Here is a 12,439-nt window from a genome sequence, read left to right as displayed (position 1 = left end):
CCGCGCCCCCGGCGCTGCCCGCGTCCGCCCCCGCCCCGGCACTCGTACCCGACCCCGCAGCTCTCCAAGACCCCACCCTCACCCCAGACCCCACCCCCACCCCCAAGAAGGACCACCGCGTCCTCCGGGCAACCCTCCGCTGGACCGCCGCCCTCCTCACCTTCGCCGCGTTCGGTGCCGGGACCGCGTACGGGATCGCCGGGATGGAGCGGACGGACGTGCCGGGGCTGGCGACCGTGTCGGACGGGCGGTGGGTGTATCCGACGTTGACGAAGGCGCCGTTGCCCTCCGGCAGCCCGGGGCCCCTCGCGGCGGAGAACAAGGCCGGCAGCCACTACGCCGACCTGCGCGCGCTGGTGCTGCCCGCGCCCGAGGGGGCGACCGTCGACAAGGCGCTCAGCGGTACCGACGGGTGGCTGGCGACCAAGGACCTGCTCTCGGAGTACGCCGAGAAGGAGGACCGCGAGGAGCTGGGGAAGAAGCTCTACGACAACGGTCTGCGGCACATCGCGGCCCGCGGCTGGACCACCCCCGACGGCACGCACACCCGCGTCTACCTGCTCCAGTTCGACACCGCGGCCGTCGCGGACGACCTGTTCGGCCGGGACATCGCCCCGTACGGCAGCCCCGGCTACGAACTGCGCGACGCCCCCGACTCCGTCTCCGACGAGGACTTCCCGGACGCGGCCCGGATCCAGGACATCACCGCGTCCGTCTACGTCGAGTCCAAGCCGTACGGCAAGGAGCAGGCCCGGCACGCCTACATCAGCGCAGGCGACGTACTCGCCCTGGTCGTCCAGTCCCGCAAGGGCACCGCGAACCCCGTCCCCTTCCAGCAGACGGTGACCCTCCAGAGCCAGCTCCTGGGGTGAGGAGACCCGCACGGACCCCCGGGCCCCGGCCGCGTAAGCTGGGGCCCGGCCCTGTGTACATGCACCGCACCCCGCTCATCCGAGGAGCACCCCGTGGAGATCTTCTTCGAAGCCCTGCTGGTCCTGGTCTGCGTCGGCGTCCTCGCCTTCGCCGGGCTGACCGTGAAGAAGCTGTACCAGGGCCAGCGCTGACCCCCGTCTAGGAACCGCCACTCATGATCGAGATCCCGTCCGACCTCCACAAGGACCTCGTCCCGCTCGCCTTCCTGCTCGGCAACTGGGCCGGCGCGGGCGTGCATGACTTCCCGGGTTCGGAGAAGTGCAACTTCGGCCAGGAGGTGACCTTCGGCCATGACGGCCGGGACTTCCTGGAGTACGAGTCCCACACCTGGGTGCTGGACAACGACGGCAACAAGGTCCGCCCGCTGGAGACCGAGCACGGCTTCTGGCGCATCGACGCCGACCGCAAGGTCGAGGTGACGATGGTCCGCGACGACGGCGTCGTCGAGATCTGGTACGGCGAGATGGCCGACCAGAAGCCGCAGATCGACCTGGTGACCGACGCCGTCGCGCGTACGGCCGCGTCCGGGCCGTACAGCGGCGGCAAGCGCCTGTACGGCTACGTCAAGAGCGACCTCATGTGGGTCGGCGAGAAGCAGACCCCCGAGGTCGAGCTGCGCCCCTACATGTCGGCCCACCTGAAGAAGGTCGTCACGCCGGAGGATGTCGAGCGCTGGGCGAAGGCCCTCCCCGACGACATGCCGGACGACGGAATCGCCTTCTTCAAGTAGCCCTCCCCCTGACTCGGAACAGCCCCGGCCCGCCCACGCCGGGGCTGTTCGACGTTCCGGGTGCGGGCACGGAAGCCTTGGATGCCGAGGGCTGGAGCCGGGCTGCCGGTACCACCGCGATGAGGTAGATCACATGCGCACTACGCGGAGCTTCCCGTCCCACATCCCTGACCGGGCCGACGTCTCCCCCCGACGCTCCTACACTGGACCCCGTGGTGAGCACCGACTGGAAGAGCGACCTAAGGCAGCGCGGCTACCGGCTGACGCCGCAGCGTCAGCTTGTCCTCGAAGCTGTGGACACCCTGGAACACGCGACCCCTGACGACATCCTCACGGAAGTGAAGAAAACGGCGTCGGGGGTCAACATCTCGACCGTGTACCGGACGCTGGAGCTCCTGGAGGAGCTCGGTCTGGTCAGCCATGCCCATCTGGGGCACGGGGCGCCGACGTACCACCTCGCCGATCGCCATCACCACATCCACCTGGTCTGCCGCGACTGCGACAACGTCATCGAGGCGGACATCGAGGTGGCCGCCGAGTTCACGGCCAAGCTGCGCGACACCTTCGGCTTCGAGACCGACATGAAGCACTTCGCGATCTTCGGCCGTTGCCAGGACTGTTCCCTCAAGCTCAAGAATTCAACTACCGAGTCGTAGGCTTGTGCATATGAAGAGCCCCCTGCTGTCCCTGCCCGGCGCCGTCCCCGCCGAGGGCGTGGACGAAGGCGTCGCCGCGCACTACGGCGACCTGTTCCGCGAACAGCGCGCCCTCGCCGACGGCACCGGATTCGTCGACCTCTCGCACCGCGGGGTCGTGTCCGTCACCGGTGACGACCGCCTCAGCTGGCTGCACCTCCTGCTCACCCAGCACGTCAGCGACCTCCCCACGGGCCAGGCCACCGAGGCACTGATCCTCTCCGCCCACGGCCACATCGAGCACGCCCTCTACCTGGTCGACGACGGCACCACGGTCTGGGCCCACGTCGAACCCGGCACCCAGAGTGCGCTGATCGCCTACCTGGAGTCGATGAAGTTCTTCTACCGGGTCGAAGTCGCCGACCGCACGGACGAGTTCGCGGTCGTCCACCTCCCCGCAGGTTCCATCGCCGAGGTGCCCCAGGGTGCCGTCGTACGCGAGACGCCGTACGGCCGTGATCTGTTCCTGCCGCGGGCCGACCTGGAGTCGTACGCCGAGAAGTCCGGTCCCGCGGCCGGTCTGCTCGCCTACGAGGCGCTGCGCGTCGAGCACCACCGCCCCCGCCTCGGCTTCGAGACCGACCACCGCACCATCCCGCACGAACTGGGCTGGATCGACACGGCCGTTCACCTCCAGAAGGGCTGCTACCGGGGGCAGGAGACCGTTGCCCGCGTCCAGAACCTGGGCAAGCCGCCCCGGCGCCTGGTCTTCCTGCACCTCGACGGCAGCGAGGTGCATCTGCCGCCCGCCGGGACCGACATCAGGCTCGCGGACGAGGCACCCGACGGCCGCAAGATCGGTTTTGTGACGACGTCCGTACGACACCATGAACTCGGCCCGGTGGCGCTCGCCCTGATCAAGCGGAACGTACCGGTGGACGCGCGGCTCGTCGCCGACACCACGGCCGCGGCCCAGGAAGTCGTCGTAGAGCCGTAGGCGTCCGGTCGGCCCGTCTGCGCGGCATGCTCTGACTCTCCGCGTCGTCCCCGTCGTGAGCGCCCCGCCCCCCGCGCGGGGCGCTCTCCACGTCCCAGGATGAGTCCGGCTGGAAACACAGGGCGTGATATGTCGTTGACAACCCATAATTTGGCAACGGGCAGCGACCACACGAACACGGGGAGCAAGTGTTCGGCGAACGAAGTGGCGATATGCCCCGGGGGAGGCGCCATGACACCGGAAGAGGAATTCGCCGAGGCGCTGCGCATGCGCAGAAAGGCGGCCGGGCTCTCGCTCGGCGGCCTGTCACGGCTCGTCAACTACAGCAAGAGCTACCTCAGCCGGGTGGAGAACGGCAGTCGGCTGCCCGGCCCCGCACTGGCCCGGGAGTGCGACACGGCCCTGCACGCGGAGGGTGAGCTGCTGGGGCTGCTGCCCGACCGGCCCGAGGCGTCCGAGCGGCCCGAGCGCCGCCGGGGCGGTCCCTCCGGCCCCTCCGCGGAGCCACCTGCCCGGCGGGTCGGCATCGATGACGCCGGTGCCTTCGGTGCCGAGTTCGAACAGCTGATCCGCCGCGGCGACGCCCGCCATCTGCTCGGCGACATGTACGAGGCGGGCCGGCTCTACCTCGCGGCGTACCGGGCCGCCGAGGGCGACGACCTGGCCCGGGCCTACGCGGTGGTGCGGTGCGCCCGTCGCTGGTCGGACCCCGGCCAGGTCGACCGGGACCTCCTCGCGCGGATCGACGAGTGCCTGAAGACGCTGGCCGGCCGCGAGGACCTGCCCGCGGTGGAGTTACGGCTGCGTCTGACCGCGCACCGCGCCAAGAAGCTGACCATGGGCGTCGGCGACGACACCGCGGTCCCCGGCGCCGAGCCGGGAACCAGCGTGGACCGCGCCCGGGGCGTGCTCCGGGAGTTGCGCGAGAGGCTCCCCGGCATCGGCGCCGAGACGCACTGCGAGATCCTGACCGAATGCCGTTGGGCCCTCTACGACTTCGCCCCCGCCGGTGAACTCCTCGCGCTGTCCGCCGAGTTACGCGACGTGGCCACCCGCTCCCGCTCGCTGTTCTTCATGGGCGAGGCCCTGGTCGCCCTCGCCATCGACCAGTTGCGGGTGGGCCGGGTGACCGCCGCGGACGCGACCGTACGACGCCATCGCGAGCACGCCGCCCACCGGCACAGCACCCTCGCGCACTGGCAACAGGGCACGCTGGACGCCCTGATGAACCTGTGGCAGGGCGAGTTCGCCGCCGCCGAGGAGTGGATTCTCGGCGAGTCCAGGACGATCGCCGAGACCATGGAGAGGGATCTGTCGGTGCCCGCCGACACCCTCAGCCAGACCTGTCTGGGCCAGGCCTACTGGCTCCGGCACGAACAGGGCCGGATGGCAGAGCTGTTCGGCTCCCCGCTCATGTCCGGCGTCCGACGCCGCGACTACTTCCCGGTGTGGCGGGCGGGACTCGCGCTCGCCCTGTGCGAGACCGGCCGCCACGACCAGGCGGCCGACCAGGTGCTGGCGTTCGCCGCGGACACCGGGGGGTTCACCAGGTTCCCGCCGAGCGGCTGGGCGCTGCCCACGGCGGCCGTGCTCGCCCAGGCGTGCGCCGAGCTGGCGGAGAGGGACGTACGCCTTCAGGAACTGCTGCCGTACGTCCCAGCCCTGCGCGCCCTCCTGGACGCGCACCCCGGGGAACTGGTCCTCGCGGGCTGGCCGACCGTCCTGCTGGGCCCCGCCGCGCGCTTCAGCGGACTGCTGGCGCTGGTCGCGGGGGAGCCGGAGACCGCGCTCGGGCACCTGCGGCGCGCGGTGCGTCTCGCGCAGCACTCACCGGCGCAGATGGCGCGCCTGCGGCTGGACGAGGCGCGGGCGCGTCGCCGTACGGACGATGCGGCCGTACGGGCCGGGGCGTGCGACCTCGCCCGTACCGCGCTCCGTACCGCGCGGGAGCTCGGGATGACGGCCGTGGCGCGGGACTGCCACGAGTTCCTGCTCAGGGCGTCGGCGGAGCCGTAGAAGTCCTCGGAACTCACATCTCCAGCAGGACCGTGAAGGGGCCGTCGTTCGTCAGGGACACCCGCATCCGCGCGCCGAAGCGGCCGGTGGCCACCGTCGCGCCCAGCGCGCGCAGTTGGGCGACGACCTCCTCGACCAGGGGCTCGGCGACCTCGCCGGGGGCGGCCGCGTTCCAGGTGGGGCGGCGGCCCTTGCGAGCGTCGCCGTACAGGGTGAACTGGCTGATCACGAGCAGCGGGGCGTCGATGTCGCTGCACGACCTCTCGTCGTGCAGCATGCGCACCGACCAGAGTTTGCGGGCCAGTTGGACCGCCTTCTCCTTGGTGTCCTCGTGCGTGACCCCGACCAGGACGCACAGTCCCTCGCCGCTGATCTCCCCGACCGTCTCACCGTCGACGACGACGCTCGCGCCGTCCACCCTCTGCACCACCGCTCGCATGCGCTCATCATGCCGGTCCCGTCGGAAGCGGCCACGCGCGGGTTTGTTTTTGATCCTTAACCCCCCCATCTGGGGCCGTTCGGGGGCACTCGGTCACATAGCGGCCACTTGGGGTGGCACGATGCTTCCACACGCCGGTCGAGGGGACGGTTGAGACGCATGAGCACACCGAGTACGGGGCAGCATTGCGGGCCTGTTCGTGAGACGGGCCCGGACACACCCCGGCCGCCCGTGCAGCGTACGGGCAGCCCTCTGCTGCCGCCGGAACCACCCGAGCACGATCTCGCCACGCTGAGCCTGCCCGAACTGCGCACCCTGCGCCGGGACGCCCAGAGGGACGAGGCCGACCTCAGCTATGTCCGGCGGCTGCTGCAGGGCCGTATCGACATCCTCCGCGCGGAACTGGCACGCCGGTCCCCGAAGGGTGCCGTCATGGACATCGGCGAGGTGTCGGTCGTCGCACGCCTCCCGGAGATCCTCACGGACGCCCCGGCCCGCCATCGCTCCTCGGCCCGCCACGTCACGCTGGGCACGCCGTACAGCGAGGAGTACCGGCTGCTGGCCGCGGAGATGCTCGCCGAGGTCGAGCTGTCCGACCTGGAGGCCCGCACCGACCTGGAACTGATCACGGCGATGGGCCGGCTGGTGCGGTACGAGCAGCAGGTCTCCGGGCGGCGCCAGCGGCTGCAGCGGACGGCCGACGAGAGCAGCGGGGAGATCGCGCGGCGGTACCGGGAGGGGGAGGCACAGGTGGAGGACCTGCTGACCTAGGTCTCTGTCCTTCGGGACAGCTCGGCGTCGCGGACCGCGGCAGGGAAAACGACGCGACACCTCACCCCCACCGGCCTACCGTGGCCCCATGAGCGCCCGAGCCGACATCGACGTCCGTCCGGTCACCGAGGCCGAGTACCCGGAGTGGCTGCGGGCCGTGCACGCCGGGTTTCTGCGGGAGCCGGTCGTGGCGGAGGCGGAGCTGGAGGCCCGGAGGAGTCAGTTCGAGCCCGGTCGGTTCATCGGGGCCTTCGACGGGGACCGGTGCGTGGCGACCTTCCGGTCCTTCGCGCAGGAGGTGACGGCGGTCGGCGGCGGGTTCGTGGCCGCCGACGCGATCTCCGCCGTCACCGTCACCGCCACCCACCGCCGGCGCGGTCTGCTCACCCGGATGATGCGCCAGGACCTCGCGGACGCGAAGGAACGCGGCGACGTCGTGGCCACGCTGATCGCCGCCGAGTACCGGATCTACGGCCGGTACGGCTTCGGGCCCGCGACCTCGGCCGCCGAGTGGACGATCGACGTCCCGCGCACCGGCCTCGACCTCCGTGGGCCGGACCTGCACGGTCGTATCGATCTCGTGGGCCCCGACGACGTACGCAAGTTCGGTCCCGAGCTGCACGACCGGATGCGCCGTGCCACGGCGGGTGCCGTCAGCCGCGGCGACTGGCTGTGGCAGACCAAGACGGGCGCGGTGCGCGTCGACCCGAAGTGGACCGAGCCGTTCTTCGCGGTGTACCGGGCGGCCGACGGCACGGTCGAGGGGCTGCTGGCGTACGAGGTCGACGACAAGTGGGGCGACGCCAAGCAGCCGTTGAACACGGCGAGCGTGCGGTCGATGATCACCACGGCCCCGGCCGCCGAGCGCGCCCTGTGGCACTACCTGTGCTCTATCGACTGGGTCAACCAGGTCAGGAGCGGGGTGCGCGCCCCCGACGACCTGCTCCCGCAGCTCCTGCCGGACCCGCGTGCCGCCCGTATCACCACACAGGCCGACTGGCTGTGGGTGCGGATCCTGGATGTCGTACGGGCCCTGGAGGCGCGGACGTACGAGGGTGAGGGCACGCTGGTGCTGGAGGTGGTGGACGGCGCCGGGCTGACCGGGGGCCGTTACCGGCTGGAGGCCTCGCCGGACGGGGCCTCCTGTACGGCGACGACCGCGAGCCCTGATCTCACGCTGGACGTGCGGGAGTTGGCGGCGCTGTGGCTCGGTGACGAGTCGGTGGCGCGGCTCGTGGCGCTGGGGCGGGTCCGGGAAGAACGAATGGGCGCCGGCCGGGGGGCCGACGCCCTGCTGCGTACGTCCAGGCGGCCCTGGTGCCCGGACATGTTCTGAGGCTCCTTCGGGGCGGGGACGGGTGGGCCGTGCGTTGATCTGAGCTGTGCTTCGCATCCGTAGCGAGCTGTTCAGTTGTGGCTGTGCGGGTGTGGCTGTTCAGTTTTGGCTGTGCGCGTGTGTGCAGCTGTCGCTGCTGTTCAGTTGTCGGTGTTCAGTTGTGGCTGTGCAGACCGACCAGGCTCCCGGCTCCCCTCCAGGAGGGAGCCCGGTCAGCCGGATCCTGGGCCCGGCGGGCGGGCGTCATCCGGACTGGGCGAGCAGCATCACGAGGATGACCGCTCCGATGCCACCGATCGCGACGTTCTTGGACTTGACGCCGATGGTCAGCGCGACGAACGCGACGATGCCCATCGCACCCCACTTCCACTGGACGAGTGCCTCGAAGCCGACGGCGAGGGCGGCGATGAGGACGGCGATGAACGGCATGACGGTCCCCCTTCGGGACGGTGGCCCCTGTCGACCGCCGACGTGGCCAACCTTGTGAAGCTTTGACCATGTTTCTCAAGGTTGCTCAAGTTGGCGACCAACTTCACTGTACTTATCTCCGCTTGGATGCGGCTCATAACCACCTTCCAGTGAACTGCCCAAAGATGGCGGGAAGTTGTAGTGTTTGGTCGTGGACCCGAAACACGCCTCCGCCAATGGGCGGAAGAGGTCGCAGCGGCCACAGAAGTCACCTCAGGAGGTGGCCGACGAGCTCCGCGCCCGGATCCGGTCCGGCGCGCTGCGAGCAGGTCAGCGCATGCCCACGCAGGCGAGGCTGGCCGACGAGTTCGGGGTCGAGCGCGGGGTGGTACGCCAGGCGCTGTACGTCCTGCAGGAGGAACACCTGCTCACCAATGTCTCCAAGGGAAGTCCGGCGACCGTCGCCCCCGACCTGGGTGTCGGCCGGGCGCTGACCGGGCCCGGAGCCGTGCCGCAGCCCACCACGGTGGCCCTCGGCCCCCGTATCGCCTCCGCGTTCGCGGCCCCGCACGTGGAGATAGACGCCCTGTGCCTGACGTCGGTGTCCCTCAACCTCGCCATCGGCGAGGGGCTGCGCGAGATCCATGCCGGACGGCTGAATCCGGCCAAGGTCGATGTCCGTGTCCTGCTGCCCGGCCGGGACATCGACCTCGCGTTCCCGGTGCCGGTCGAGGCCCACGACGGCGACGGCCCGGTCCATGAACGCTGGCTGGCCCAGCGCAACGCGCAGGGGCAGGTGTTGAGGCACAACCTCCTGGCCCTGCGCGCCACGCACGGCATCGACGTACACGTCTCCTTCCGCGCCCTGCCCTTCACACCACCGGTGAAGCTGTACCTCCTCAACGGCACGGAGGCACTGTTCGCGTACTACACGCTGACGCGCCGCAAGGAGGAGATCGACCACGAGCACCTGGAGTTGTACGACTCCGAGGGCACCCAGTCGATGCTGTTCGCCTTCGAGCAGGGCGCGGGGCTGCGGGACACGACCTTCGTGGAGCAGTCCCATCTGTGGTTCAACGCACTGTGGGAGACGATCAGTTCGGAGTTGGCACTCACGAACTGACGTCTCCCACACCGACTGACGGGTGCTCCTCACCCTCATAGGGCCGGTCCCGCGACCAGCAGGGCGAGGACGACGGCCCCCGTCGAACTGATCGCCGGGTTCTTGGCCTTGATGCCGATGGTGAGCAGGAGCATCCCGATGATGCCGCTGGCGCCGTACTTCCACTGCAAGGTCTGCTCGACGCCGACTACGAAGACGGCGGAGAGGAGGGCGAGGGCCGGCATGTTGGTTCCCCCTTCGGGCTTCCGGGCGGGCGGGGCGGGCGAAGCTGACGGAGCGAACGGAGCGGACGAGGTGAGCCTGGAGGCAAAACTTCCACCAACTCAACCAAGTTGGTAACCAACTCTGACTATGTTGTCCCCACTTGGTGGGGGTTGATAAACAACTTCGCAACAACTCCCCATAGATGGATTGGAGTTGTAACGTTTGGTCGTGACCCAGGAGAACGTGGCAGTGAACGGCAGCAGAAGGCTCTCGCCCCAGGAAATCGCCGACACCCTGCGGGAACGCATCCGCGTGGGCGACCTCAAGGCAGGCGACCGCCTCCCCACCCAGGCCGAACTCGCGGAGGAGTTCGGCGTGGAACGGGGCGCGGTCCGCCAGGCCCTGCGCGCGCTGCAGGAGGACGGGTTGCTGAGCAATGTGAGCAAGGGGAGTCCGCCGCGGATCGCGGAGCGGGCGCCCGCACTGTCGGGTGAGCCCCAGCCCACGATGGTCGGCCTGGCCCCCCGCCTCACGGAGGCGTTCTCCAGCCCGCACGTCCACATCGACGCGGCCTGCTTGACGGCGGAGACGCTGATGGTGGCCCTGAGCGAACCGGTCCGCCACATCCACGAGGGTCGGATCCACCCCGAGTCGATCGACGTCCGTATCCTGCTGCCCTCCCGCGACATCAACCTGGCTTTTCCGGTGCCGGTCGAGGTCCCAGAAGACGACAACCCCGTCCATCAGCGCTGGTTGGAGATGCGCAACGCCCAGGGTCACGTCCTGCGCCACAACCTCCAGGCCCTGCGCTCCTCCCACAACATCGACGTCAACGTCAGGTTCCGGGCACTGCCGTTCACGCCGCCGGTGAAGCTGTACCTGCTCAACGAGTCGGAGGCGCTGATCGCGTACTACATGGTCGCGCGCCGGGAGGAGGCCACGGAAGCCGGAATGCTCGACATGTACGACGTCCTCGGCACCGAGTCGCTCCTCTTCTCCTTCGAGAAGAGCGCCGGCGAACGGGACGCCTCGTTCGTCGACCAATCGCAGAAGTGGTTCGACGCCCTCTGGGAAACCATCACCACGGACCTGACACTCTCCTAGTGACTCCTCAGAAGACGCACACTGAACCGGTGACAGCAGAGACAGCACGACTCGCATCACTGGTCACCTCGGCCCGGTACGTGCTCTGGGATCTGGATGGGCCGATCTGCGGGCTGTTCGCGGGATATCCGGCGTACGAGATAGCCGAGCAACTGGTCGGGCAGATAGACGCGTTGGGCATGGGCTCGTTGTTGACCGAGCAGGAACGATCCAGCAGTGACCCTCACGACGCTCTGTGGGGTGTGCACAGACTCCGCCCGGGAAGCGACTTGGTCCTCGAACTGGAGGAATGGCTGACCGTGCGAGAGCTGGAGGCCGTTCCAAAGGCGATGCCGACGATGCACGCGGATCGTCTGATCAGGACATGGTGGGCGCACGGAGCCAGGTTCGCCATCACGACCAACAACTCCGCCCGCGCGGCCAAGGCGTACATCGAGAGCCGTACGTTGGCGGACTGCTTTGCGCACGTCTACGGCCGTACGCAGAACCTCGACCTGATGAAGCCCAACCCGTACTGCCTGGAAGAGGCCATCAAGGCAATGGGTGCCGATCCCTCGGTCACCCTGATGGTCGGCGACGCCGCTACGGACCTCAAGGCCGCGCGGCAGGCTGGTGTCGGGTTCCTGGGCTACGCGCGTAACCCTGACAAGGACCGAATCCTGAGGGACGCGGGCGCCGAGGTCGTAGTGGGCTCGCTGGAGAAGGTGCTGGACGCGCTGCGCGGCCAGTCCTGAGGTCGGTACGGTCGGGTAGTGAACGAGGCACACGGCAAGGGAGCCGCCATTCTGGCGACGATGCGGGCCCGCATCGCCGACGGCGAGTACCGGGAGGGCGCCCACCTGCCTCCGCAGCGTGCCCTCGCCGAAGAGTTCGACGTCTCGCGCGACACGATCCAGCGCGTCCTGGACGAGTTGAAGAGCGAAGGCTGGATCGCATCGCGCCAGGGCAGCGGTTCGCGGGTCATCGCGACCCCGCCGATACATGTGGCGCCCGCCCCGAAGACGCCCCCTGTGCGTGTCGCCCTCGGCCCCTTCGTCGCCCGCGCCTTCGCCCGGCAGGTTGTCGAACTCGATGTCTTCACCTTCACGTCGGAGAGTCTGGACACCCAGATCCGGGTGCATGCCGACGCGATTCGCAACGAGGAGATCCTCGCCCCGGAGAGCATCGCGCTCCGGCTGCTGCTGCCCTCCGATTCGACTGAACTGCCGTACCCGAGAGCCAGAGCGATGTGCCAGGGGGGCCGACGGGCAGGAACTGGACCGAATCCTGCAGGAACGGCTCCGGTGGATCACCCAGCGGCACACGTCCTCCCTGCGCGACGCCCTGCGCAACCTCAAGACGGACGGACTGGTCGACCACGTGGACGTACAGATCCGTGAGGTGCCTCTCATCCCGACTTTCAAGCTGTATCTGTGCCGAGGTGTCGAGGGGCTCATTGGTCCCTACAAGATCGTGAAACGCACGATCCTGACGGCCGACGACACCGAGATCGACGCCTGGGACGTACTGGGCCTGGGCTCGACCCTGATACGGCTCGCCAACGACGAGGGCGATTCCCACGCCACCGGATCCGTGTTCATGCAGAGCTGGCAGGAGTGGTTCGACTCCTGCTGGTGTCGTTACGACCCGTCCTGAGACCATCGACTCCCCCCAATTTCAGTCCAGTGGGCTGGTTGCCGTGTTGTGGTTGTCCCCGGCCGAACAGATCGATAATCAACGTGAGTTGACTGGAACTGGTTTGGT

At 69.2% G+C, this 12,439-nt stretch carries 15 protein-coding genes; 12 read left to right on the top strand and 3 right to left on the bottom strand.

Features of this window, described 5'->3' with window-relative positions; genetic code table 11:
* The first annotated feature begins 14 nt into the window (after nt 1-14).
* The 5 genes from ACI2L1_RS07640 to ACI2L1_RS07620 all read left to right on the top strand — a co-directional run bounded on the left by ACI2L1_RS07640 (nt 15) and on the right by ACI2L1_RS07620 (nt 5,311).
* Nucleotides 15-872, top strand: coding sequence for a hypothetical protein (locus ACI2L1_RS07640; RefSeq protein ID WP_404738457.1), 858 nt, complete (start codon nt 15-17; stop codon nt 870-872).
* A gap of 215 nt (nt 873-1,087) precedes the next feature.
* Nucleotides 1,088-1,663, top strand: coding sequence for an FABP family protein (locus ACI2L1_RS07635; RefSeq protein ID WP_020122962.1), 576 nt, complete (start codon nt 1,088-1,090; stop codon nt 1,661-1,663).
* Between the two features lie 212 nt (nt 1,664-1,875).
* Nucleotides 1,876-2,319, top strand: a complete 444-nt coding sequence (locus ACI2L1_RS07630; RefSeq protein ID WP_404738384.1) for a Fur family transcriptional regulator — start codon at nt 1,876-1,878, stop codon at nt 2,317-2,319.
* Nucleotides 2,320-2,329: 10 nt separating this feature from the next.
* On the top strand, nt 2,330-3,295 hold the full coding sequence (locus ACI2L1_RS07625) for a YgfZ/GcvT domain-containing protein (protein WP_404738383.1): 966 nt from the start codon (nt 2,330-2,332) through the stop codon (nt 3,293-3,295).
* 231 nt (nt 3,296-3,526) lie between these two features.
* Entirely contained in the window at nt 3,527-5,311 is a 1,785-nt protein-coding gene (locus ACI2L1_RS07620; protein WP_404738382.1) for a helix-turn-helix domain-containing protein, read from the top strand.
* Nucleotides 5,312-5,324: 13 nt separating this feature from the next.
* Here the strand turns inward: ACI2L1_RS07620 and dtd are convergent, their stop codons facing one another.
* Complete coding sequence (gene dtd / locus ACI2L1_RS07615) at nt 5,325-5,750, bottom strand: D-aminoacyl-tRNA deacylase (RefSeq protein ID WP_404738381.1); 426 nt, start codon at nt 5,748-5,750, stop codon at nt 5,325-5,327.
* Nucleotides 5,751-5,909: 159 nt separating this feature from the next.
* Here dtd and ACI2L1_RS07610 point away from each other — a divergent pair, with 159 nt between their 5' ends.
* Nucleotides 5,910-6,521, top strand: coding sequence for an aerial mycelium formation protein (locus tag ACI2L1_RS07610; protein WP_404738380.1), 612 nt, complete (start codon nt 5,910-5,912; stop codon nt 6,519-6,521).
* An 88-nt stretch (nt 6,522-6,609) separates the two neighbouring features.
* Nucleotides 6,610-7,857, top strand: coding sequence for a GNAT family N-acetyltransferase (locus ACI2L1_RS07605; protein WP_404738379.1), 1,248 nt, complete (start codon nt 6,610-6,612; stop codon nt 7,855-7,857).
* Between the two features lie 243 nt (nt 7,858-8,100).
* Here ACI2L1_RS07605 and ACI2L1_RS07600 read toward each other — a convergent pair whose 3' ends face one another.
* Nucleotides 8,101-8,286: a hypothetical protein gene (locus tag ACI2L1_RS07600; RefSeq protein WP_404738378.1), complete on the bottom strand. Its 186-nt coding sequence runs from the start codon at nt 8,284-8,286 to the stop codon at nt 8,101-8,103.
* Nucleotides 8,287-8,470: 184 nt separating this feature from the next.
* On the opposite strand from ACI2L1_RS07600, the gene ACI2L1_RS07595 reads away from it, so the two are divergent.
* Nucleotides 8,471-9,388: a winged helix-turn-helix domain-containing protein gene (locus ACI2L1_RS07595; RefSeq protein WP_404738377.1), complete on the top strand. Its 918-nt coding sequence runs from the start codon at nt 8,471-8,473 to the stop codon at nt 9,386-9,388.
* 35 nt (nt 9,389-9,423) lie between these two features.
* Here ACI2L1_RS07595 and ACI2L1_RS07590 read toward each other — a convergent pair whose 3' ends face one another.
* Entirely contained in the window at nt 9,424-9,612 is a 189-nt protein-coding gene (locus tag ACI2L1_RS07590; RefSeq protein ID WP_053851924.1) for a hypothetical protein, read from the bottom strand.
* 202 nt (nt 9,613-9,814) lie between these two features.
* On the opposite strand from ACI2L1_RS07590, the gene ACI2L1_RS07585 reads away from it, so the two are divergent.
* The 4 genes from ACI2L1_RS07585 to ACI2L1_RS07570 are packed head-to-tail and all read left to right on the top strand — an operon-like array spanning nt 9,815 to nt 12,331.
* Nucleotides 9,815-10,696, top strand: coding sequence for a GntR family transcriptional regulator (locus ACI2L1_RS07585; protein ID WP_404738376.1), 882 nt, complete (start codon nt 9,815-9,817; stop codon nt 10,694-10,696).
* Between the two features lie 29 nt (nt 10,697-10,725).
* A complete protein-coding gene (locus ACI2L1_RS07580) occupies nt 10,726-11,430 on the top strand; it encodes an HAD family hydrolase (RefSeq protein ID WP_404738375.1) in 705 nt (234 codons plus the stop codon).
* A 60-nt stretch (nt 11,431-11,490) separates the two neighbouring features.
* A complete protein-coding gene (locus tag ACI2L1_RS07575; RefSeq protein WP_404738374.1) occupies nt 11,491-12,075 on the top strand; it encodes a GntR family transcriptional regulator in 585 nt (194 codons plus the stop codon).
* Nucleotides 12,056-12,331 (top strand): hypothetical protein, encoded by a 276-nt coding sequence (locus ACI2L1_RS07570; protein WP_404738373.1) that lies wholly within the window; start codon nt 12,056-12,058, stop codon nt 12,329-12,331. Before ACI2L1_RS07575 ends, ACI2L1_RS07570 begins: the two co-directional genes overlap by 20 nt.
* Nucleotides 12,332-12,439: the final 108 nt, after the last annotated feature.

This window comes from Streptomyces sp. NPDC019531, assembly GCF_044903305.1.
GTDB lineage: Bacteria > Actinomycetota > Actinomycetes > Streptomycetales > Streptomycetaceae > Streptomyces.
Note: the sequence above shows the minus strand (reverse complement) of the source record. Positions and strands in the feature narration are given on the sequence as shown.